Genomic DNA, 22919 nt, shown 5'->3' with positions numbered 1-22919 from the left:
ATTTCCTGAAAAACGGTACGGGGCGTACCTCAAGTGGCCATTTTATTCTTATTCGTAGACCACACGATAACCTAGTTTAAGCGAACCCAGTCCTATGTTTGAAAATCTGACCCAGCGTATGTCGCGTGTGGTGAAAACCATGCGCGGACAGGCTCGTCTGACCGAATCCAATACTCAGGAGATGTTGAGGGAAGTGCGTCTGGCGCTGTTGGAGGCGGACGTGGCCTTGCCTGTCGTGCGCGATTTTGTTGCACGGGTCAAAGAAAAGGCACTTGGCGTTGAAGTGGCCGACAGTTTGAATCCTGGTCAGGCGCTGGTGGGGGTTGTCCACCAGGAACTGACCAATCTGATGGGGGCAGACCTGGGCGATGACGCCAGCGAGTTGTCCCTGGCGGCGCAGCCACCGGCCATTATTCTGATGGCGGGTTTGCAAGGGGCGGGTAAAACCACCACCACCGGTAAGCTGGCCAAGTGGTTAAGTGAAGGCGGTCATGTTCAGCATGGTCGTAAAACGGGCAAGAAAAAAGTGCTGGTGGTCAGTGCTGACGTTTACCGTCCCGCCGCTATCGAGCAGTTGAAAACCGTTGCCGCCCAAGTGGGCGTCGAGTTCCTGCCTTCCGATCCCAGCCAGAAACCGGCCGACATTGCCCGCAATGCCCTGGACCACGCCAAGCGTCACCACTTTGATGTGCTGATTGTCGACACGGCCGGTCGCCTGGGTATTGATGAAGAAATGATGCGCGAGATTCGCGCTCTGTACGACCTGCTGAACCCCATCGAGACTTTGTTTGTGGTCGATGCCATGCAGGGTCAGGACGCGGTGAACGTCGCCAAAGCCTTTGCAGACGCCTTGCCGCTGACCGGTGTGGTGTTGACCAAGCTGGACGGTGACGCCCGTGGTGGTGCCGCCTTGTCGGTGCGCCATGTCACCGGCAAACCGCTGAAGTTTGTGGGTGTGTCGGAGAAACTGGACGGTCTTGAGCCATTCCACCCCGAGCGTATGGCTCAGCGCGTGCTGGGTATGGGCGACATTGTTTCTCTGGTGGAACAAGCCCAGCGCAATATCGACATTGCTGATGCGCAAAAGATTACCGACAAGATCAAGGCGGGCGACAAGTTCGATTTGAACGACTTCCGCGACCAGTTGCAGCAGGTTAAGAAGCTGGGTGATATGGGTTCACTGCTGGAAAAACTGCCCGCGCAGTTCTCCCAGGCGGCGTCTCAGTTGCAAGGCGGCCAAGCCGAGCAGCAATTGCGTCGTACCGAAGGCATCTTGAACTCCATGACGCCAGCCGAGCGCGCCAAGCCTGAATTGTTGAAGGCCTCGCGCAAGCGCCGTATTGCGGCGGGTTCGGGTGTGCCTGTGCAAGAGGTTAACCGCCTGCTGAATCAGTTCGAGCAAATGCAAGGCATGATGAAGCAGATGAAAAAAGGCGGCATGGCCAAAATGATGCGCGGCCTGGGCGGTATGGGCGCCTTGAAAGGTCTGGCTGGTAAAGGCTTCAAGGGCTTTCGCTAAGCAGCAAGTTGATTCTGGACCCGGATGAACGGAGTCTGGCTGTAGCATTACACGCTGACCAGATGACAAACGTGCTTCATGGACAGTCCCCCGAAAGTTGGATTCAGATCCAACCTTCGGGGGACTGTTTATTTGGGCTGGATTTTTTGTTTGCCTATGATGCTGATCGCTTTAGGTGCCCAGTGCAGGCAAGGAAAGATTCCAACCTAACTCTGCATTCAGGAACCATAGCTCCTGACGGGTCTGGAAGCTTGCACCCGCATTAATACGGGCCAGTAGTTGATCTTCATAGGCGGCTGGAATCTGTACTGCTCTTTCTATACTGGGTAGAGATTGGTAGTGCTTGTAGACGTCCAGCAAGGTATTGGCGACCTTTCCCGTGCGGTTGTACTCATCCTCCATTTTTTTGCAGAGTATCCGTCGTTGGACTTGGTCTTGGGCATTGGATTCGATCCAGGCTGCACGCCGTTCATTCACGGTAAAGGTGCTGCTTTCATCGTAGGCAATCAGGGCTAGTTGTTCCTGGCTCAAGCCCTTGAAAGGGTTGGGTTTGTTGGGGGCATTGAGAAAGGCAGTGGCTTGTCGTGCCCGGGCTAGATGTGCAGGGTCCTCTGTATCAGGGACCTGCGCATCATGGACTTTTTTGTTGTCATAGTAGCTGTCACTCGTAAAAACCTTTAAAAGCGCCTGGCCTTTTTGGGCCAGCTCCTGACTAGTCAGATTGGCTTCCCGTTCAGCAGATCGCTGTGCTGCTTCACTGAGCTGTTGGGCAAGCGAGGAAACGCTGACGCTGTTCGTTTTACTTACCCCGGCTTCAGGCGGAGCGTCCGGTGTAGGGGATGATTGTTTCAACGAGGTATTCGCAGGCCAATTAGCGATCACTTCAGGCACTGGGTTCAGTTGATTCAGAGTATTCATAGTGGCGTGCTGTGGAGAAGGGGGGCTACGCCACTGGGGATGAAGCGTAGCAAGGGTCAATCAACGCATCGTGAATTCGACGCTCCAGGCTTTGGTGACGGCATTAATGGATGTGATGTTGGCGGTGCAAATTGCGCCTCCAGAGGGAGTGGCGTCTACTGTATGAGGTTTAAGCCCGGAGGAAGGGGGGACATCTCTATAGACGGTGTAAAACTTGCAGGTTTTATTGCCAATGATGTAGTGGGCTGAAGCGAAGTTGGAATTGCTTAGGCCGGTTTGAACTTGAAAGGTATCGGATGTACCTGGAGTCACCACTGCTTTAGGTTTAGGAGATGCATAGAGGTAAGTGTTGGAGTCATTGACAGAGATGATGGTGTGATGAGCATCTTTATCGCTCAGATTCTTGAAGGTAACCGTCACTAAGGGGCCGGCATAAGCCGTCATGCTGCTAAGCATGACTACGGTTGCAACAACAGCGCGTGACGATGTTTTGACAAGCATGAATCGATCTCCTGGCCTGATTAAGGCGGTTGCTGATAGAAGTAGACCGATAAATCTTGATTAAGGCAGCGAGACTGTATTGAGCAATATATGTGCTTTTATTCTGGGTATGGCTGAGCTTGCTACGTTCTTGTTCTTTTATTCGTACCGGTATCTCAAAGTTCAAGTCGATCTATTGGTTACTAAATGGAATAAAAGTAACTTTACTATACAAATGTCGTGGTTTGTCTGAAATTTATTATTTATCAAATACTTAGCTTGCTAATCGTATTTTGTAGGAAAAGTAGCCAAGGCAAAAAAAAGTGAAATGGGATGTTTTGGAATAGTGGGCGAGACAAGTTGGAGAGTCTGTTGCCTTGCGATGGCACGCTGCACTTTTACGGAACCCGTTGCGAGTAAGTTTGCCATGTAGTCTTAATGCAGCTTTGTCAGCAGATCTTTGTGTAAATAAAAAACGCCCGATGCATTGCATCGGGCGTTTCATTTTGGCTGGGCCGTAATCCCACAGGTTTGGCACCTAGGGATCATGGCCGGCAGAGGCGAGAATTACAGCGCCGGAATACGTAGTACCTGACCAGGGTAGATTTTGTCAGGATGGCTAAGCATGGGTTGGTTAGCTTCGAAGATAACGGTGTATTTTGCACCGTTTGCCTTGCCGTAATTGGTTTCAGCAATTTTCCACAGTGTGTCGCCTTTCTGTACGGTGTACATGGTGGCTTCGGCGGAAGGCTGAGCAACGCTGAGCTGGTTGTCGACTTGAGACACCCCCAGGGTGTTACCCAGAGCCAGCACAATTTTTTCGGCTTGTTCAGTGGAGGCAGCTTGGCCGCTAACCGTGACTTTGTCGCCATCAACCGCCAGATTCAGACCGTCGGCGGAAAGTTGGTGTTTGGCCAGTTCTTTCTGGAGTTCGTCTGCTGTGGCTGCGTTGGCTTCGTTGGCACCAAAGAGTTTTTCGCCGACATCTTTAAGAAAACTGAATACGCCCATCGCTTTGCTCCTGAAGTTAGGGTTCTATGGCTGCTACCTGCGTGATGGCAGGCGAGACGGTTCATTATGACCTTATTTTTAGCCGTAAAGCCGTACTTGAATGTCAGCAATTGTGCATTTTAAAGGGTGAGTCTCAGCCTCCACCGACGGCAACCACGATCTCGATGGTGTCGCCTTCTTGAATAGGGGTACTGGCGTGCTGGCTTTTGGGCACGATGTCGCCGTTCAGCTCTACGGCAATGCGCTTGTTCTCATAGCCCAGCTCGATAATCAGTGTGCCAACCGTGTCGGAGTTTGCCAGAGCCTTGCTCTGGCCGTTCAGGGTAATGTTCATTCTTGTCTCTGGATATGGTCCGGATAGTGCCGGACGAGTGATTCAGATGGCAAATTTCTGGGTGGCGGCCAGCAGCCGAGCCAGAATGCCGGGTTCGTCGTAGGCGTGGCCTGCGTCTGCAACCATGTGAAACTCTGCTTGTGGCCAGGCGCGATGCAGTTGCCAGGCTGTATGCGCTGGAGTGCACACATCATAGCGTCCCTGCACAATCACGCCTGGAATGCCATGCAAGCGGTGGGCGTTTTTAAGTAACTGATCCGGCTCCAAAAAGCCCTGATTCATGAAGTAGTGGTTTTCAATACGCGCAAAGGCCAGGGCGGCTTTATCACTGGATTTGGCATCCAGGTGATGCTGGCTGGGCAAGAGCGTGATCGTATTGCTTTCCCACTGCGACCAGGCATGTGCGGCGCGTAGCTGTACAGCGGGGTCATCGCCCGTCAAACGCTTGTGATAGGCGGTAATCAGGTCACCATGCTCTTCTTTGGGGATGGGGGCCAAATATTGTTCCCAGATGTCCGGGAACAAGCGCGAGGCACCTTCCTGATAAAACCAGCGTAACTCTTCAGGGCGGGCCATGAAGATACCGCGCACAATCAATTCACTGACGTGTTCGGGGTGGGTCTGGGCATAGGCCAGCGCCAGGGTCGAACCCCAGGAGCCGCCAAAGACCAGCATCTTGTCGGCTTTGAGCTTTTCCTGGCGCAGCCGCTCCATGTCCTGAACCAGATGCCAGGTGGTGTTGTTCTCCAGGCTGGCATGAGGGTAGGAACGCCCGCAACCGCGCTGATCAAACAGCAGCACATTATATTTTTGCGGGTCGAACAAGCGGCGGTGATCGGTAGAACATCCTGATCCCGGCCCACCATGCAAGAAAATAGCCGGTTTACCTGCCGGGTTGCCGCAGCATTCCCAGTAGATATGATGCCCATCCTCGGTGTGCAAGGTGCCTTGGGCGTAAGGCTCTATAGGCGGGAACAGGGTAGCGCTCATTGTTCTTTCTTGGGCCAGTTCAGTTCAGGGGTCGGGGTGTCATTGCGGGTGAAGATCAGATCCCACACGCCATGACCCAGACGCAGCCCACGGTTTTCAAACTTGGTCAGTGGGCGGAAGTCAGGGCGGGGTGCATAGCCTTCGTTCGTGTTGCTAAGCATAGGCTCGGCCGACAGCACTTCCAGCATTTGTTCGGCGTAATTTTCCCAGTCCGTTGCGCAATGAATGTAGCCGCCGGGTTTTAGACGGCTGGTCAGCAACTGGATAAAGGGCGATTGCACCAGACGACGCTTGTGATGGCGCTTCTTGGGCCAAGGGTCCGGGAAGTAAATATGAATGCCAGCCAGGGAGGCAGGGGCGATCATGTCACGCACGACTTCAACGGCATCGTGTTGAATGATGCGGATATTGCTGATCTGGTTGTCATCAATACGCTTGAGCAAGGCGCCGACACCGGCGTTAAACACTTCCACACCTAGGAAGTTGTCGTTGGGGCGGGCCTGAGCAATTTTCTGGGTGGTTTCACCCATGCCAAAACCGATTTCCAAAATCAGGGGATGGTCGTTGCCAAACACGGTTTCCGGTTTCAGAATGCTGTCGCGGTAGCTGATCGACCACAGAGGCAAGAGGCGCGCCAAGGCTTGTTCCTGGCTGGGCGTAATGTGCGCGCGCCGATGAACAAAGCTACGGATATGGGTCTCGCCGGAGTTGCTGTTCGCGACATTGGGCGAGAGCAGGGATGGTTTTTCGTTGCTGGTGGTCATGGTTGGGGCGCGGGCATCAGGAATGGCTCGCGTATTAGCTAAAAGCGGGAAAGCTCTATTGTAGTGAGTCTTGCCGCTGAATTCATGGGGAAGTGCGTGAAAAAGATAGGGTGGGGGCAACGCATGAGCCGGAGATCGCGCTATAATTTTCGCTTCCCCATTCGCGGGATCGTCTGCTTTTGACGCAGACTTCTCCATCAGGGCGGGTGTAGTTTAATGGTAAAACTGATGCTTCCCAAGCATCCGTCGTGGGTTCGATTCCCATCACCCGCTCCAGTTCTGCTTTGTTTCCAACTCCCCCGTTTTTCTGCAACGATTTCCCAAGTCAGGCTTTGCTGCTCTCGGGAGCTGGGTGTGTTGGCCTGCAACACGACTGCATTTCTACTTCTTAGACGGTGGTAGCCGCTGATCCTTCAAGCGAAACTTGATACATGTCGCTATTTATCGAAATTGGGTACACGTTTTATTGACGTGTCGACGAAATCGGAATGTTGAATCATGGCTCTTGCTACGGCTTGGAATCCGGGTCAGCTTGCTGCGTGAGCAGTTACCCCAGCGCGTCAGGCGCCCACGGCGTATTAAAGCGGGTCAAACCGCGGGGGCCAAGTCGCAAGATGATTCGGACTCTGTGGATCCTGACAAGTTGGAAGGTTTCTGATGACGACACGATCTGCCAAGCGCTCAGACCTGGAGGTGCACCTGGGTTCGAGTGCGCATATTGTGGGGCACCATACTTCAGGTTAACGGTGGGGGAAGCAGAAGCAATCTGGGCGGAGCTTGTTCAGGCTGTCAGTCGTTGGCGCAGCGTCGCCAAAGGGTTAGGCATGCAAAGTACGGATCTGGTGGATTTTGAGCCGGCATTTGCTTAACTTCATTCCCATGGCACTATACCCAGCATGCAAGAAGATCTTTTCGGCGATGCCATTGCTCAGCCACCCGCTTCAAAGCCCGCCGCTCCCTCCCGACGCAAAATCACCAAAGTCAGCCTTGCTGCTTCCGCGCTGGAGCTAAGCGATCTGGCGGCCCAGCTTCCTGAAACCCTGCGTTTCGGTGTCTCCACCTGGTCTTACCCCGGTTGGGAGGGCTTGATCTGGGATGGCGAGTACGAGTCGAATATCCTCTCTAAGCACGGCCTGCAGGCCTATCACCAGCATCCTTTGATGCGTACAGTCTGTGTCGATCGCACCTTCTGGCGTCCTTTGACGGTCACGCAGTATTCCGCCTACGCCGCGCAGGTGGATGACGATTTCCGCTTCGTTGTGAAATGCCCGTCCATGATTACGGATGCTCAAGTTCGTGATGAGCAGGGCAAGGTGCGCAAGTCCAATCCTGACTTTCTGGATATCCGTTTGGCTGTAGAGCAGTTTGTGCAGCCTGCGCTCGAGGGTTTGCGTGAAAAGCTGGGCGTGCTGGTCTTCCAGTTAAGCCCACTGTCCTGGGGCTGGTTGAATCGCCCGGCAGAGATGTTCGACAAGTTGGGGCAGATGCTGGCGGCGGCGCGTGAGGCTTTGCCTCAGGGGTCACAAGTGGTGCTTGCTGTAGAAGTCCGAGATCCGGAGCTGCTGACCCAAAGTCTTATCGATACGCTCAAGGTCAATGGTGCGACGTTTTGTCTGGGTTTGCACGGCAAGATGCCGCCGATTGAGGAGCAGTTGCCTGTATTGCGTGCCTTGTGGCCGGGGCCCTTGGTGTGTCGCTGGAACTTGAACCGGGAGTTTGGTGCTTACGGCTATGCCGATGCTCAAAAAAAGCATACCCCCTTCGATGCCATCGTCAGCGAGGACCTGCATACCCGCACGGTGCTGGCGCGCACGATTCGTGGAATTACGGGGGCGGGGCAGGCGGCTTATGTGACGATCAGCAATGATGCGGAAGGCTGTGCGCCGCTTTCCATTCAGCGGCTGACGCAACTTGTTGTGGCACAAGAAAAGTAAAAACGGGTCTTGTGAATGGTGGACCGTTCACAGCGTCTGTGTTGTGGCTTGTGCTGGGCTGGGGACTGAATTGAAAGAAATGTGCGGCATGCAGACCTTGTCTTTGCTGTCAGATTTACTCAATATATGTAAGGTTTGCTTTACTTATTGACAGGTATTTTTGACTTCTATAAAGTCAGGTTTACTTTACATTCAGGTGCTCAAACATGCTCACCAACAGCAATTCCTCTTCTGCGCCATCAGCAGGCCGCCGCTATCTGATTCGCACTTTGCTCTTTATGGGCGTGTATATCCTGGTCAATGCCTTGACCATTGTGGGGCTGTTCGACAGCCTGCTTGGTCGACCTGTTGGCTGGCTGATTGCCATTGCCGTCGCCCTGCCAGTTGCCGGACAAGTGTGGGCCACCTTGCGCTTGATGGCGCAAAGCGATGAGTTCGTGCGAGTGATTGTGGCCAAGTGCTTTGTGCTGGCTTCAGGAGCGACACTGACCTTGTGGACTGCCTGGGGCTTTGGGGAAACCTACGCCGCTGCGCCCCATATTCCCGCCTGGTTGATTTACCCCTTCTTTTGGGCTGTGTTTGCCCTGGTTTCACCCTTTGTCCGGACTAGCGATTAAATGAAAAACCGATTGCGTGTATTGCGGGCTGAAGCGAATTGGACGCAGGCCGATTTGGCAGAGCGCTTGGGCGTGTCCCGGCAGGCGGTCAATGCGCTGGAAACGGGTAAACATGCACCGTCCCTGGATCTGGCCTTCAAGATCAGTGCTGTGTTCGGGCAGACCGTAGAAGAGATTTTCGAGAATCCGTATCGGGGACCTCGGGCCTAATCGGGGATGACGGCCTGGAAGGCACACTTGCCTGCTAATTCCTTTTTGGAGTCAGCAGGCAAGTGTCGAAAGAGCGCCATTATTCCAATCCGAAGCAGTGATCTTGCGGACTTGATGCAAGCATTGCCTTGTCTGCTTCTTATTGGCTTATTTGGTGGTGTAGCCACCGTTGATCAGAATAGTCTGGCCGGTAATCCACCAGCCGTCGCTGACCAGATGACGAATAAAGGGCACGACATCTTCAATGTCTGTCAGTCCGGTCTTGGAGTAGGGGGACAGCGCGGCAGCCGTCTTGTGATAGGCCACAGCGTCCTCGCCCTCGGCGGGGTAGAAAAAGGGCGTATCCATAGGGCCAGGGCCCACTGCCGTGACGGAAATGCCGCGTGCGCCATATTCTTTGGCGGCGGCGCGAGTGTAGTGTTCTACCGGCGCTTTGGTGCCCGCATACGCGGCGTAGAACGGGGTGAAGGCCCCCAACAGGGACGTCACCAGGGTGCAGACTTTGCCATTGTCCTGCACGTGCTTGCCGGCTTCTTTCAGGAAGAAAAAGGCAGTTTTGGAGTTGATGTCGCTCATCTCCTCGTACTCGGCTTCGCTGACCTCGGTCAGTGGTTTTTTCAGTACCTTGCCGACCGTATTGATGGCGATATCGGGGCGGCCAATGGCGGCGACGGTATCGCTAAACAGTTTTTCCATGGCACTGGCCGAGCGCAAGTCAGCCTGGAAGGCGACGGCTTGTGCGCCAGTTGCCTGGATGGCTTTGACGGTGGCGTCGGCCTCTGCTTTGGAACTGTCGCTGTTGTAGTGAATGGCAATGGCGCGTGCGCCTTGTTCTGCCAGGTCGCGGGCGATCAGGCCACCCAGATTCTTTGCTCCGCCTGCAATCAGAACGGTTTTACCTTTGATGCTGTGCTTTGCCATGATGACTCCTTGCTAGTGTGGGCTGCGACGTGCAAGCCGTTTCGTTTTTTCATGATATAAGTCGCTGAAATTGTTTAAATCACCTATTTATGACATCATTTGTCAAAAAAAACGAACAATAATCGTTGCTGCTTGAGCAGACTCGGGTTGGCAGTTCAAGCTGCGAGTTGCGGCTGCTTATCTGGAGAACGCCATGGATCGCATTGACCTGTTTCGCATCTTTACGCGGGTCGTGGAGTGTGCCAATTTCACCCGCGCGGCCGATACCTTAGGTATGCCGCGCTCTTCGGTGTCGATGGCCATTCAGGAGCTGGAGGGCCGAGTTGGTGCTCGCTTGCTCAATCGCACCACGCGCAAAGTGACTGTCACGCAAGATGGCGCGGCGTTTTATGAACGTTGCCTGCGCGTGATTGCCGATGTGCAGGAAACCGAGAACCTGTTTCGCCAAGCCAGTGTCGGGCCAATAGGCACGATCAAGGTGGATGTGCCCGCGCGGGTAGGCCGCTTGATTGTGGCACCTGCCTTGCCGCAGTTTCTGGAGCGCTATCCGCATGTCCATGTGCATTTGGGCGTGACTGACCGCGAGGTGAATTTGATCGAGGAGCAGGTGGATTGCGTGCTGCGGGTGGGCGCCTTAGGCGATTCGGGCTTGATCGCCAGAAAAATGGGCAGCCTGCCTTTGATCAATGTAGCCAGTCCCGCTTATCTTGCCCGTTATGGTATGCCTCAGGCGCCTGCGGATCTGGAGAACCATCAAATGGTGCGTTACGCCTCGCCCACCAGTGAGCGCGTCGCCCCTTGGGAATGGATGGAGCAGGACAAGCGGCAGGTGTTGGACTTACCAGGCCGCGTGACCGTGAATAATGCCGAAGCGTATATCGCTTGTTGTTTGTCCGGCTTGGGGTTGATCCAGATTCCTGCCTATGACGTGCAGGCGCACTTGCAGGCAGGTGAATTGGTGGAGGTGCTGCCGGATCACCGTGCCGCGCCTATGCCCATGTCCTTGCTGTATTTGCATCGCCAGCACTTGTCGCGCCGTTTTCAGGTGTTTGCGGATTGGTTGGAAACCTTGCTGCGCGACTGTGCGTTGTAGCGCAGAGTCACGCAGCAAGGCAAAGCAGTTAGGGGTAAAACAGCAGCAGCCCAAACACCACGAAAACCATCAGGTGCAGATAACCCTGAATGGGGGAGGTTCGCTTGCCGCTAAAGCTCAAGATGCTGAGCAGGGCAGTGATCAGAAACAGAACGGTTTCTGTATTGCTGATGCCCATGATCACCTGTTTGCCGGTAATCAGGCCAATCATCAACACCACTGGCACCGTTAGTCCTACGGTAGAGACAAAGGCGCCCAGGCACAGGTTGATGGCCCGTTGCATCTCATTGTTCATCGCCGCCTTGATGGCGGTAATGGACTCGGGGGTGAACACGATAATCGCGATCAGTACACCGCCGACGGCGATGGGGGCGCCCGAGGCAGCGATACCGTAGTCCGTCACGATAGCCAGATCGTGGGCCAGCAAGACGATGGGCAGGATCAGGGCGATCAGCACTAGGCTGCGTATCAGCATGGCGCGGGTCGCCTGAGGATTGCGTGGTGTGGGTGCCTTATCTTTAGCGCTCTGCACCACCTGATTGGGTTGTACATAGTCATGGCGGCGACTGCCCATTTGCAGATACAGAAAGATGGCATAAATCAGCCCCGTCAGCACTGAAATGCCGATGGCTTGGGTTGTGCTGAACTCGCCTGCATTGCGGGTGTAGTTGGGCAGAATCAGGCCCACACTGGTCAGCAGCACAATCATGGACAAGTAGGTGTGGGTGCCTTGGCGGTTGAACTCCTGATCGCCATTGCGCGCGGCGCCGGCAATCAGACAAAGGCCCATAATCAGGTTCAGGATGATCATCATCACGGCATAGATCGAGTCCCGACCAATGCTGGGGAAGTCCCCCGGTCCCAGCAGTACCGAAGCAATCAGGATGACTTCGATCAGCACAATGGACAGAGTCAGAATCAGGGTGCCGTAAGGCTCGCCTAGTTGATGGGCCAGGTGGTCTGCTTCACGCACCACCCCAAAGGAGGCGGCCAGAATGGTCACAAACAGGGCCAGAAAGACGATGGCCGCGGTGGTGCCGTTCAAAGAATCTCCCAGCCATTGCCCGCCAAAAATCATGAACAGGACAACCATAGACCAGGAACCGAGCAGACGCAGCCAGGTGACAGGGGTAATGAGTTCAGGAGAGGGAGATGCAGGGTAGGCCATTGTGAATGCTCCGCTAAAAGCTAGGGCCGTCCCTGTGCTGAAAAAGCAGATCCAGGTCGTCCCGGATCTGTTTTGAATTGAACAATTCAAGTAGCCACGATTTTATCACCTGGGCTTCAAGTGGCAACTACGGTTCGTTCGTAAGCGGCCCTTTGTGGTTTGGAGCCGTCTTCCTGCTCGTCAGGCCACGATGAAGGTGTGAAGGGCAAAGGCCTTTATCCTCTTTCAGGCGTTGTCAGCCAGCGGTTTTATTTTTCTGATGGAGTTTTGGGGCAAGCCTGCTGTGGGAATGATTCTTTTCCTGTTGCTCGCTACGGTGGACACCAGCCCGATGAAAAAACAGGTGGCCCCATGGAGCGCATACACGGTTTGTTATCCGTATAGGGTTTGTTTCTTTCAATAGCTTGTCGAAACTTTCCAGGGGCTACACCCGCATAGGTTTTGAATGCGGTAGAGAAATTGGCCGGGCTGGAGAATCCTAAGTCAGTCGCAATGACGTCAATTTTCAAGGCTGTGGTTCTTAGCAAGTACTCGGCCCGATACATACGTTGCAATCGGATGTAGCTACTGACGCTCAAGCCAAAATTACGTTGAAATATATTCATGATTTTGCGCCGTGAAATCTTGAACATATCGCACAGTTCTTTTTGGCTGGGTGGAGAGCCCAGATTGGCCTCTATCGTTTTCTGAATGGCATGGATCAGCATGCTGGTTTCAGCGGTCGTGCTGGGCTGCGGGCTTTGCACCTTGCCTGAAACCATGGCTGGCCATATTTTTTTTGGGCAACGCAAAGGCACGTTGATACGCTCTTTGACCTCGTCGACGGCGTATGGATTGCCAATGTAGTCCACCGCCCCTGCTTTTAAAAAAGTGACGCATTCCTCACTGCTGCCGTCCATGCGCGAATCCAGAATGATGAGGGGGATTTGGGCTGTGGCTTTTAATCCTTGGAGCATATGGGTTAAGGACAAAGCATCTATCCCTGTCAATTGCTTATCCACCAGGATAAGTTCCGGCAGGGTTAATTGGGCCTTGGTATATCCTTGCACTCCGTCAGCAGCAACAGAAACTCGAAACGCACCAGCCAGCAGCGCCTGAAGAAGTTGTTCGTGCTGTCGAGTGTTATTGGAGATCAGCAGAATCCTGATTTTTTGATCTGGCTGATACTTTATAGTGGCGTATTTGTTCAATATAAAGCCCCGCGCCCTTCTTCTGATGAAGACGGCTACCTTTACTGACATTGCTCAAGTAGCCAATTTCCTCAGAATACAGACTCAATGAATAGATAAAATCTATCGATATGATTCGTACGGCAGACATAACATTCTGTATTAGTGGGAAAAGTAAATTTTCAAAATTGCTCATTGCATTTCATTTTTGGCAGGCGGCATGCCGAAAGCCCGAAACCCGTGCCGTAAGCAGGACCTAAAAAGTCCAATATCCGGAATGCTACGCTGGCGTATCGGTGAATTTTCCTGATAGGAAAAGGCGTGATTCTACGGCTTTTACCTCTGAACAAAAGACCATGTCCAGATAGGTTTGCCGTGGTTTTGCCCGCATTAGTGTGCATCTGGACAGATGTTGTCGGGGAAGTGTGTGAAGCTCTTTTTATGATGACTCGCAGGTGCAGGAAGCACGGCCCGAGGCAAGGCGCTTATTTGCCGTTTTTTTGTTGGATTTTGATCTAGTTTGGGCGTTCAGTTTTTACAGATTGTTATGCTTGTTAGAGCGAGTTTGGTATAGGGCGGTTAAATCATTTTGGTGGGCCCCGGGGCAGGGCCTGAGCCGGTTGACGAAGCAAAAAACAAGAAGGGCGGGACAAGGTTTATTTCCCTTGTCCCGCCCTTGCTTTCACCATACCCAGGCTTGGTGTGGAGCCTGGCTCAAGCTGGTGCAGGGTGTCCGGTGATGGCCTGGTCCAGCATGTCCAGCCTGTCCTGACCCCAGAACAGCTCACCCTGGTACACATAGGAGGGTGAACCGAAGACACCGGCTGCAATGGCCTCTTCGGTGTGGGCTTGATACTGCGCTTGCATCAGCGGTGCTTGTTCAAGCCAGTAGTCTGCATCTAATTGGTGAGCTTGCAAGATCCCGGCCAGTAGCACGGGATCGGCAATATTCTGGTCCTCGCACCATTGCGCTCGCAAAATGGCTTTGTGCAAATCCCGCACCGGCAAGCCAGCCTGGTTGATGGCGATCACCAGGAGGGAGGCCAGCGTGGCGTCTGGGCACATGAAGCGTGGTGTGGGATTGACGTGTAGGTCCAGCTTGCGACACCAGCGCTGCAACTCTGTAATGCGATAAGCCTGCCGTTCGGGCGAGCGCTGTCCTAGTAGAACACCGCCCGTACGGGCATAGACCTGAGGCAGGTCCACAGGTTTGTAGTGGATCGGCACGCCCTGTTGGCGGGCAATCGCCTCCAGCCGGTCGGCCCCCAGGTAAGCCCAGTCTGAATTCATCCAGAAGTAGTAGTGAATGCCGGGCCTGTTCATGTGCGTACCTTTGGGCTGGATAAGGCGGGAAGGGAGAAATGCGTCGGCCCGTGCATGAACCAGGTACTGGCAAAGGCGATCAGACCCAGCACGCTGAGATACCAGACGATGTAGTCGGGTTGGCCATCGCCATAGGCCAGCAAGGAGGTGGCCACCAAGGGAGCCAGGCCGCCACCGATGGCACCGGATACCTGCACGGCAATGGAGATGCCGCTGTAGCGCACTTCAGGTGGAAATTGCGTGGAGAACAGGCCCCCTTGCGGGCCATACAGTGCGGCGTAGACCAGGCCAATCGCAATCACCAAAGCCAGGGTAATGGTGTTGGAGTCCAGGCTTCCCAACATGGAAAAGAAGGTGGATGAGAACGCCAGCATGCAGACCGTGCCGGCCATGAATACCCATTTGAAGCCGATCCTGTCTCCCAGTACGCCAAATAAAGGCATGGTGAACAGGGCGGCAAATGCTCCCCAGACGGTGGCATCGAGCATCACGCCGCGATCAACTCCCAAGGTGGTGGTGGCATAGGCCAGGGCAAAGGTCACTACGGTGTAGAACCAGGTCACTTCAGCTAGACGGCCCCCCACGACCAGCAGGACTTCACGCGGGTAATGACGCAGGACTTCCAGGGCGGGAATCGCCACTTGTTTGCCTTTCTTGCTCATCTGCTCGAAGTCAGGTGACTCGGCCACTTTGGCGCGTATCCACCAGCCCACCAGCAGCAAGACAACACTGGCCAGAAAGGGGAGACGCCAGCCCCAGGAGAGCATGTCTTCTTCAGGCAAGCTGGCGACCGCTCCCATGGCCAGAGAAGACAGGATCAGACCGGGGGCAACGCCTGTTTGTGGCAAGCTGCCGAAAAAGCCTTTCTTGCCTTCCGGGGCATGTTCAACCGCCATGAGCACGGCGCCGCCCCATTCGCCGCCTACCGCAATGCCTTGCAGAAAACGCATCAGGACCAGCAGGACGGCGGCCCAATAGCCAATGCTTTCATAAGAGGGGATCAGGCCGATCAGGATAGTGGGAATCCCCATTAGAAAGAGCGTGATCAACAACATGGATTTTCGGCCCAGCTTGTCACCGAAATGGCCGAAAACAAATCCTCCCAAGGGACGGGCAAAAAAGCCCACGGAGTAGGTGGCAAAGGCCGCCAGTGTGCCCGTAATCGGGTCAAAGGCGGGGAAAAAGATCTTGTTGAAAATTAGTGCGGCAGCGGTGCCGTACAGGAAAAAGTCATACCACTCTATGGTGGTTCCCATCATGCTGGCCAGGCCAGCGGTAACGTACTGGCGCGACGAACGCGCCTGTCCATGATTAGGCATCGTCATAGCGACCTCCTGGTGGAAGCGGGGTGTTGAGTGTGGGCGTCAGCGAGTTTTAGTTAAGGGCGCAATGCCTTGGGTCTGACGGGACCAGTAATCAAAGGTCGCGTTCACAATGGAGGGCTTGAGCAGGTAGTCGTGCGCTTCGGCCGCCAGGGTGTCGTCCACGGGGGTAAGCGGGCCAAAGGCCGCCTGTGCGCGCACTTGCAGGCGTGCAGCACGCTCCAGATACACGGACAGATACGTGGCTTCCTGACAGCTTTGGCCTGCGGTCAGATAACCGTGGTGGGCCAGGATAATGGCGCGCTTGTCGCCCAGAGCTTTGGAAATGATGACGCCTTCCTGGTCGGCAATGGGGACACCTGGCCATTCGCCCAAAAAGGCACAGTCATTGTGCAGGGGCGTCATGTCCATTTGCGAAATCACCAAAGGCTGACGGGCGGTGGCCAGCACGGTAGCCCAGGGCGAGTGCGTGTGGATGATGGAGTTGACGTCCGGGCGAGCCTCATAGACCCACAAATGAAAGCGGGTGGCCGGGTTGGCCATGCCTTGGCCGCTCAGGGTATTTAAGTCGCGGTCAACTTCAATGAAGTCTTCAGGGGTGGCTTCGTCAAAACCCAGACCAAAGCGCAAGGTCCAGTAGGCACCAGGGCGTTCGGAACGGACACTGATCTGGCCTGCCAGACCGGCCTCCTGCTCGGTCATGGCCAGGATGCGACAGGCAAATGCCATGGTTTCGCGGGTGTCGCGTTGTACGTGCTGCAGATGAGAGGCCATCTCTTTGGTGGCACGTTCATCAAAATAGGATTTGTCTCTGAGTGGGGTATCCATGTGATTTGTCTCCTTTGGTATGCCTCGTCGATCCTTGTGCCGACGATGGGATTCATTGTCTTGATTTAAATCAATAGGAGCTATGTTCGGTGGCTCATAGCTCCTATTCCATTTGCTTGCAAGACGGTGTCACCCATGCAAACCCGGCTCGAGTGCCGGGCTAGGAGACAATCGGGGCCGGGTTCAGCTTTGGCGCCAGCGAGAGCGTTCGCGGCGTCGAGAGCGGGACCAGGGATGTTGCACCTTATGCGGTTGTGGCCGGGGATCAGGTGGATGACGTGTGTCATGGTTTTCCACGGGATTGGAGTCCGGCTTGGGCGAGTCTAGAAAGACACTAGTGGCACAATCGCAGTCGATGTACATGGACAGTCCTTTGTCAACGTAAAGAAAGGGGAGGTGGTAGCGAGGCACTGTTCTGGGCCTGGGTGCCTCCCGAGAAAAACGAGTTGTAGCTGTCTTGCAGGGCATGCAGGATCAGTTCGGGGTAGTTGTCTTGCTCGGCGGGCAGTTGCGATTGCAGCCGTGCCAGATGCTCGTTGTCCTGTTGGTCACCCCACTGTTTGTGATAGTGACCATGCTGATAGCCGCGTAGCTGACGCAAGCGGTTCAAGGCGTTTTTGCCCGCGTAGGAGTGGTAGAGCGTGTCCAGCGTCAGACCACTGAGGCGGGCCAGTTGAACAAAGCCGCTGAAGTCGAACTGACGCGTCTGCAGCACCCGCAAAGCAAAGTGTTCCAGCGCCGTCATGAGGGTTGCAGAGTCGCTGGCGCTTGCAGGGGCCTGCTCAAGCTGATCCAGTGCGGTGGCGGCCTCTTGCTCGCGCAGCAGGTCGTTGGCGCGCAATACATCGCACAGACCAAAATGCAGGATGTCGATAAGCTCCAGCTGTAGTTGCGGCAGATTGCGTTCGCGGTGTTGCCACCACTTCCAATCCAGGTAGTTGGCTAGCTCTGCACACTCCAGCCAGATCGCCCGGTAGTAGTCCTGTTTTGCCACTCGCCAGTTGGGGTCGATCAGGTGATTCAGCTCGGTTTGCAGGGTCAGCATCTGCTTCAGGCGGCGGGCCCCAGGGCCGGCTGGGATAATCGTCCCTTGTTGCCCGAGGCGGTGCTTTTGACGGCCTTGTTCATCAAAGTTCTCGGGTGCCAGCCAGGCCTGGAAATTTGCTTTCAGGGCAGGCCATTCTGTGTCGGTAATCGAGAACCAGGCTGTATCGCGTGAGCGCCCTTTGTAGACAATCGCTTGGCGGAAAATGCCTTCATAACGAAAGCCCAGTCGTCGTGCAGCCGCTTGTGAAGGAGCATTGTGCGTATCGCACTTCCATTCGTAGCGGCGGTAGCCCAAGCCGTCAATGGCATAGGCCATCAATAGATAGTGGGCTTCGGTGGCCATGCGGGTTTGCTTCAGAGCGGGTGACCAGGCTACAAAACCCACTTCAATGCAGCCGTTTTGCGGGTCAATCCGCATCAGGGACAAGGTGCCCAATGCCCGCCCTGTGGCTTGTTCTACGACGGCGTAATGCACGGCGTTGTCGGCCTGACTGATGGTATGCAGATGCTGATCGAATTGCCCACGGCTGGTAAAGGGCCCTACGGACAAGTAGGTCCAGTCACGGCCATCGTTGGCGCTGCTGTAGGCCTCGTACAGGCTCTCGCCGTGTTGCTCCGGGTTCACTGCTTCCAGTCGGCAGTACTTACCGTGCAAAACACAGCGGGTGGGTCGCGGGCGGGCTTGCCAATGAGTGAGCGAGGGGCCAATAGGCTGGTGATAATCGTTCAACTGAACCATGAGATGTCTTCAATAGAAAACGCTCCTGAAATGCCAGTTCGTGGCACATCGGGAGGCGGGAAAGGGGAGGGCGGGGCTGGGGGACAACAGGTGTTGTGCTAGGCCACTAATTGATTCTATTGAGCAAGTGGCCGGTTACAGCAATCCGCTTTTTTGCTTGCTCCCAGACCACATTGAGAAGATGGCCGTGAAACGTGACGGAGCCGGCCCTGGCGGGTCTTGGCGTTGGATTTGAGCGGCAGACACAACTATCCTGAGCGCTAAGCACAGATGCCGTAGCGTCGGTTGGGCAGACCAAAGTGGCAGGCATCAAAAAAGCCGAGCTACCTGGTGGGTAGTCTCGGCTTGGGTCCAGGCTTGACGCCAGAGGCTTAGAGCTGGTTGAGGTTCAGACGCAGAACGCTGTCTTTGGCACCTTTCAGGTAGTGCGGGCTCTTGTCACCGTGAGGAATCTTGATGGTGACAAAAGCGGTCTGGCCGTCAGCGCTCAGCGTCACGCTGTTGGGGTGTACAGGAGCGCTAATGCGGTGTTTCACAGCCAGGGTGTTGGCATCCAGAATGGTTACCGAACCGGTACCGGCAGGCGTTTGACGATCCACGCCACGGTTGGTGGCGATCAGTTCTTTACGAGCGTCGTTGTACACGATATCCAGCAGCCCCAGACCGACTTTAACCGTGTTTTCCACTTTGCCGGAGGTGGTGTCGAATACGTAAATCTTGCCGGTGTTGGCGTCAGCTCCAAACAGTTTCTTGCCATCTGCGCTCAGGGCGATGTTCACGAAGAAGTGACGGGAATCTTCCCGCTTGTCGCTTTTCGCATCGCCTGTCGTGAAGCGCTGTTCGATAGTGCCTGTAGCCGGGTTGATGACCGCAATTTCATCCTTGCCGCCGTGGCCCACGAACAGGCGTTTGGTGTTGGCATCGTAGGCAGCGCCGGCAGGCCACAGGCCAACGTTGTCGATATTGTGCAGGATGCGGCCTTGGGCACCGTCCACAATCCATACGCGGCCACCTTCAGAGGGGTTGGTCACGAAGATGCGGTTGTCCTGTTCGTCAATCACGACTTTACGGGTGTGTTCCCAGCCGTCCTTGCCTTCTTTCTGGCCCAGTTGAATCAGTTGCTTGACGGTGCCGTTCAGGCTGTTGATCGCCAGCAGCGAGCCGTCCAGAGTGTTACCCACGTACAGAGTGTGAGTTTTCTGGTTCAGGCCCAGTGCGAAAGCACGGCGTGGCAATTGGATGCGCTGCGACTCACGCAGAGTGTCCTGGTCCAGAACATGCAGAAAGCCGGCCGCACGGTCTTCAAACAAGGGGGTGGCGGCAACGAATAATTGCTTGCTGTCTTTGGCGGCCAGAATTTCGTAGGCACCCTCAATGGTGTCCTGACGGAAAGTGACTTGTGCTTGAGGGGCAGTTGCATTGAAAGACGATGTTTGGCCCACTTGTTGCGATTGCGGTGCGGTCTGGCATGCGCTGAGCAGCAAGGCCCCCATTACGGAGGCAACAATCATTTTTAAAGAGGCAGGGCGGGACGCAATCATGTATTTCCTTTGGGATTCAATAAATGAGAATCGTTACTATAACTGCTCTGTTTTATAAACTTTTCTGATCTGCCTGTCTATGTAAATACGTAGAACCCTGCTTGATCGCAGGGTTTTGAATGACGTTTTCAGTCTTGCTGGGAGCCTTGTCCAAAACGGGCTTGCCAGGCTTCATACACTTGGCGTTTTTCAGGCAAAGGCAGGTGTTCCATTTTCACGCCCTGCTTGCCAAAATCCTGCTGCATTTTTTTGTAGAAGGATTCGGTGGACCAGCCAAAGGGTTCGCCTTGTTCGTCGTCGGCGCAATAGACCACACGCTCTACGCCTGAGGCGATCATGGCGGCCATACACATGGGGCAGGGGATGCCACTGGCATACATGGTGCTGCCTGCATGGTGACTGCTTTTTACCGCCTGGCTGGCGTGGCGCAGTGCCTGGATCTCGGCATGGGCGGTCGGGTCGTGGGCGAGGTAGGTCTCATTGACCCCTTCGGCCAGAACCTGGCCGTCACGCACCAGCACGGCACCAAAAGGCTGGCCGCCACGGGCGACATTCTCTGCTGCAATCTGGATCGAGCGCAGCAGATAGTGTTTATCGTTCATGTTTTTCTCCTGTAGAGAAGCAGGGTTGGAATGAGCCTTGAAACCAGAGTCTGTGTTTGTGCCTTGTGGCAGGCCTGCGGGTGCAGGTGGCATAAGGGGGGGGTTCTGGTTGGGCGTGTTGGTAATGCAAAACAGCCGCTGACGGGCAGCGGCTGTTTTGTTTCGGATCCTATTAGCGATGGCCGCCAATAGTCAGGTTGGCATGACGGTTCACATCTTTATACAGCAAGTAGCGGAAACGGCTTGGGCCGCCCGCGTAGCACGCTTGTGGGCAGAAGGCGCGCAGCCACATGAAGTCACCAGCTTCCACTTCAACCCAGTCCTGGTTCAGACGGTAAACGGCCTTACCTTCCAGAACGTACAGACCGTGTTCCATGACGTGCGTTTCAGCAAAGGGGATGACGCCACCGGGTTCAAAGTTCACGATGTTCACGTGCATGTCGTGACGCAGATCGGACATATCGGTAAAGCGCGTGGTGCTCCAGCGGCCTTCGGTGTCGGGCATCACCATGGGGGTGACGTCTTTCTCGTTAGTCACGAAGGCTTCAGGTGCTTCCAGGCCTTCCACACGCTGATAACGCTTGCGGATCCAGTGGAAGTTGGCCAACTCGCCCGTGCGGTTGTGCAAGGTCCAGTTGGTGGAAGGAGGAATAAAGGCATAGCCGCCTTCTTCCAGGATGTGCTTGGTGCCTTCCAGAACCAGTTCCAATTGGCCCTTGACGACAAAAATCACGCCTTCGGCTTCGGGATCGGACTCAGGGTTGTTGCTGCCGCCTTGAGGACCCACTTCCATGATGTATTGAGAGAAGGTTTCGGCAAAGCCGGACAGAGGACGAGCCAATACCCATAAGCGGGTATTTTCCCAACCGGGCAGGAAGCTGGTCACGATGTCTTGCAGCACGCCTTTGGGCAGCACGGCATAGGCCTCGGTGAACATGGCGCGATCTGTCAGCAACTGAGTCTGAGGAGGATGGCCACCGGGAGGGGCGTAGTAATTGACTTTGGACATGTTGATTCCCATTGACATTCAGTAAGGAAAAATCTGTCGAACGGCATGGCGCAATCCCGGCGGTTGGCAAAAGGCACAGGCGGGATGTCGTTGTAATGCGCGGGACCAATACACAGTAACGATTGCTGGTGATATTTACAAATTAAATGTATAAATCTCTAGTATTTGTTTTTTGAATGTATTGAGCTGTGGAGCCTGTTGGCAGCAACAGCAACAGCAACAGCAACAACTGCTGCAAGTGCTTTAATACCAATGCCGAAGCAGGCAGCAGTGTTACTACCTATATTGAGGCTCATTGATGTCGCGTCCGTCTTGGAACAGCGGTTGATCTACGCTCCGTGCCCACATCCAGTAGCTTGGGGCCTCACGAGCCATCTTTGATGCACAGCTAGTATCCACAGGCGATAGCCAGCACTTTGCTTGGGCCAAAGGCGTGATGTCAGAAGGATTTTGAAGATATGGATCATCAACTATCGAGCAGTCCCAGCCTGAATCGGCCCTTGTACGACCTGGACCTGTTGCTGGCCTTGTTGACGGTGGTCGATTGCGGCAGCTTTACGGCAGCAGCGACGCGTTTGCATTCCACCCAGTCCACGATCAGCCAGAAGGTACGACGTCTGGAAGAGCTGGCCGGGCTGCGTCTGCTGGATCGGGCCAGCCGGGGAGTCAGCACGACCGAAGCGGGGCAGACCTTGCTGGGTTACGCCCGCCAGATGCTGGCCCTGAATCATCAGTTGTCAGAAGCCTTGTCGGGTTCGTTGGTGACTATCTCGGTACGGCTGGGTGTGCCAGAGGATTTTACCAACGGCCAGACCATGCGGGCCCTGGCTGGTTTCAATCGGCGGTTTCCGCAGGTGCGGCTGGAAGTCAGCAGCGGTTTAAGTAGCGATTTGCTGGCCGCCTACGATCAGGGTGAGCTGGATCTGGTGCTGGTCAAGCAGCGTCATAATGCCCGCGAAGCGGTGGTCTGTTTACCCGAGCAGACGGCCTGGGTCGATAGCGCGACCGATCCGGTCTTTCATCTGGACCCTATCCCCCTGGTTACTTTCCCACGCCGTGGTGTTTACCGTGAGGAGATTATCAGTGCAGTGGAGTCCTTGGGGCGGCGTTGGCGCATCAGTTTTACCAGTTCCAGCTTGAGCGGCATTCAAGGAGCGGTGGCAGACGGGATGGGCATCAGCCTGTTGCCACGGCGTGCTGTGCGGGACGACCATATTGAGCTGGGGCAAGCACAAGGCCTGCCCCGGATTGATGCTTTTGAGCTGGCGATTTTGCATAGGCCCCACGCCAATGAGATGGTGACGGCCTTATCCCGTGTGCTGGTAGAAATGTTGGCTCCCGAGAGTGAGCACCGCGTTTGATACCTGGGTGTTCGGCCTG

The 22919-nt window shown here is 55.0% G+C and carries 22 protein-coding genes and 1 tRNA gene; 7 read left to right on the top strand and 16 right to left on the bottom strand.

Annotated features, from left to right (window positions below):
- Nucleotides 1–94: 94 nt before the first annotated feature.
- Nucleotides 95–1519 (top strand): signal recognition particle protein, encoded by a 1425-nt coding sequence (gene ffh, locus CA948_RS12510; protein WP_094195545.1) that lies wholly within the window; start codon nt 95–97, stop codon nt 1517–1519.
- 171 nt (nt 1520–1690) lie between these two features.
- Here the strand turns inward: ffh and CA948_RS12505 are convergent, their stop codons facing one another.
- The 6 genes from CA948_RS12505 to trmB all read right to left on the bottom strand — a co-directional run bounded on the left by CA948_RS12505 (nt 1691) and on the right by trmB (nt 6016).
- Nucleotides 1691–2437: a hypothetical protein gene (locus CA948_RS12505; protein WP_108728160.1), complete on the bottom strand. Its 747-nt coding sequence runs from the start codon at nt 2435–2437 to the stop codon at nt 1691–1693.
- A gap of 60 nt (nt 2438–2497) precedes the next feature.
- Nucleotides 2498–2938 carry a cupin domain-containing protein gene (locus CA948_RS12500; RefSeq protein ID WP_108728159.1) on the bottom strand — a complete coding sequence of 147 codons (441 nt, stop codon included), beginning with the start codon at nt 2936–2938 and terminating at the stop codon, nt 2498–2500.
- 546 nt (nt 2939–3484) lie between these two features.
- Nucleotides 3485–3928, bottom strand: a complete 444-nt coding sequence (gene lysM, locus CA948_RS12495) for a peptidoglycan-binding protein LysM (RefSeq protein ID WP_094195547.1) — start codon at nt 3926–3928, stop codon at nt 3485–3487.
- A 133-nt stretch (nt 3929–4061) separates the two neighbouring features.
- On the bottom strand, nt 4062–4262 hold the full coding sequence (gene thiS, locus CA948_RS12490; RefSeq protein ID WP_108728158.1) for a sulfur carrier protein ThiS: 201 nt from the start codon (nt 4260–4262) through the stop codon (nt 4062–4064).
- Nucleotides 4263–4304: 42 nt separating this feature from the next.
- Complete coding sequence (pip, locus tag CA948_RS12485; RefSeq protein ID WP_094195549.1) at nt 4305–5252, bottom strand: prolyl aminopeptidase; 948 nt, start codon at nt 5250–5252, stop codon at nt 4305–4307.
- On the bottom strand, nt 5249–6016 hold the full coding sequence (gene trmB, locus CA948_RS12480; RefSeq protein ID WP_108728157.1) for a tRNA (guanosine(46)-N7)-methyltransferase TrmB: 768 nt from the start codon (nt 6014–6016) through the stop codon (nt 5249–5251). The genes pip and trmB overlap by 4 nt, the downstream gene beginning before the upstream one ends.
- Nucleotides 6017–6218: 202 nt before the next feature.
- Here trmB and CA948_RS12475 point away from each other — a divergent pair.
- The 4 genes from CA948_RS12475 to CA948_RS12450 all read left to right on the top strand — a co-directional run bounded on the left by CA948_RS12475 (nt 6219) and on the right by CA948_RS12450 (nt 8777).
- Nucleotides 6219–6292: transfer RNA gene (locus CA948_RS12475), tRNA-Gly, on the top strand.
- A gap of 620 nt (nt 6293–6912) precedes the next feature.
- On the top strand, nt 6913–7950 hold the full coding sequence (locus CA948_RS12460) for a DUF72 domain-containing protein (protein WP_108728156.1): 1038 nt from the start codon (nt 6913–6915) through the stop codon (nt 7948–7950).
- Nucleotides 7951–8156: 206 nt separating this feature from the next.
- On the top strand, nt 8157–8567 hold the full coding sequence (locus CA948_RS12455; RefSeq protein WP_063688876.1) for a hypothetical protein: 411 nt from the start codon (nt 8157–8159) through the stop codon (nt 8565–8567).
- Nucleotides 8568–8777, top strand: coding sequence for a helix-turn-helix transcriptional regulator (locus CA948_RS12450; protein ID WP_094195553.1), 210 nt, complete (start codon nt 8568–8570; stop codon nt 8775–8777).
- A 147-nt stretch (nt 8778–8924) separates the two neighbouring features.
- Here the strand turns inward: CA948_RS12450 and CA948_RS12445 are convergent, their stop codons facing one another.
- Complete coding sequence (locus tag CA948_RS12445) at nt 8925–9698, bottom strand: SDR family oxidoreductase (protein WP_108728155.1); 774 nt, start codon at nt 9696–9698, stop codon at nt 8925–8927.
- Nucleotides 9699–9891: 193 nt separating this feature from the next.
- Between CA948_RS12445 and CA948_RS12440 the strand changes: the two genes are divergently transcribed.
- A complete protein-coding gene (locus CA948_RS12440; protein ID WP_108728154.1) occupies nt 9892–10791 on the top strand; it encodes a LysR family transcriptional regulator in 900 nt (299 codons plus the stop codon).
- A gap of 28 nt (nt 10792–10819) precedes the next feature.
- Here CA948_RS12440 and CA948_RS12435 read toward each other — a convergent pair whose 3' ends face one another.
- The 9 genes from CA948_RS12435 to CA948_RS12395 form a co-directional block, all read right to left on the bottom strand.
- Complete coding sequence (locus CA948_RS12435) at nt 10820–11959, bottom strand: calcium:cation antiporter (RefSeq protein WP_108728153.1); 1140 nt, start codon at nt 11957–11959, stop codon at nt 10820–10822.
- 311 nt (nt 11960–12270) lie between these two features.
- Nucleotides 12271–13149, bottom strand: a complete 879-nt coding sequence (locus CA948_RS12430; protein ID WP_094198250.1) for a response regulator transcription factor — start codon at nt 13147–13149, stop codon at nt 12271–12273.
- Between the two features lie 693 nt (nt 13150–13842).
- Nucleotides 13843–14451, bottom strand: coding sequence for a 2-hydroxychromene-2-carboxylate isomerase (locus tag CA948_RS12425; RefSeq protein WP_108728152.1), 609 nt, complete (start codon nt 14449–14451; stop codon nt 13843–13845).
- Entirely contained in the window at nt 14448–15776 is a 1329-nt protein-coding gene (locus CA948_RS12420; protein WP_094195558.1) for an MFS transporter, read from the bottom strand. The genes CA948_RS12425 and CA948_RS12420 overlap by 4 nt, the downstream gene beginning before the upstream one ends.
- Nucleotides 15777–15815: 39 nt before the next feature.
- Nucleotides 15816–16601 (bottom strand): aldolase, encoded by a 786-nt coding sequence (locus CA948_RS12415; RefSeq protein WP_094195559.1) that lies wholly within the window; start codon nt 16599–16601, stop codon nt 15816–15818.
- A 376-nt stretch (nt 16602–16977) separates the two neighbouring features.
- Nucleotides 16978–18387: a GNAT family N-acetyltransferase gene (locus tag CA948_RS12410; protein ID WP_108728151.1), complete on the bottom strand. Its 1410-nt coding sequence runs from the start codon at nt 18385–18387 to the stop codon at nt 16978–16980.
- 371 nt (nt 18388–18758) lie between these two features.
- Nucleotides 18759–19928: a YncE family protein gene (locus CA948_RS12405; protein ID WP_108728150.1), complete on the bottom strand. Its 1170-nt coding sequence runs from the start codon at nt 19926–19928 to the stop codon at nt 18759–18761.
- 128 nt (nt 19929–20056) lie between these two features.
- Nucleotides 20057–20530 carry a nucleoside deaminase gene (locus tag CA948_RS12400; protein WP_094195562.1) on the bottom strand — a complete coding sequence of 158 codons (474 nt, stop codon included), beginning with the start codon at nt 20528–20530 and terminating at the stop codon, nt 20057–20059.
- A gap of 172 nt (nt 20531–20702) precedes the next feature.
- Nucleotides 20703–21539, bottom strand: a complete 837-nt coding sequence (locus tag CA948_RS12395) for a bifunctional allantoicase/(S)-ureidoglycine aminohydrolase (protein ID WP_094198251.1) — start codon at nt 21537–21539, stop codon at nt 20703–20705.
- Nucleotides 21540–21997: 458 nt separating this feature from the next.
- Between CA948_RS12395 and CA948_RS12390 the strand changes: the two genes are divergently transcribed.
- Nucleotides 21998–22900, top strand: coding sequence for a LysR family transcriptional regulator (locus CA948_RS12390; protein ID WP_108728149.1), 903 nt, complete (start codon nt 21998–22000; stop codon nt 22898–22900).
- Nucleotides 22901–22919 lie beyond the last annotated feature (19 nt).

This window comes from Alcaligenes aquatilis (genome assembly GCF_003076515.1).
Lineage (GTDB): Bacteria > Pseudomonadota > Gammaproteobacteria > Burkholderiales > Burkholderiaceae_B > Alcaligenes > Alcaligenes aquatilis.
The sequence above is the reverse complement of the archived record's forward strand: the minus strand, read 5'-3'. Positions and strand labels throughout refer to the sequence as shown.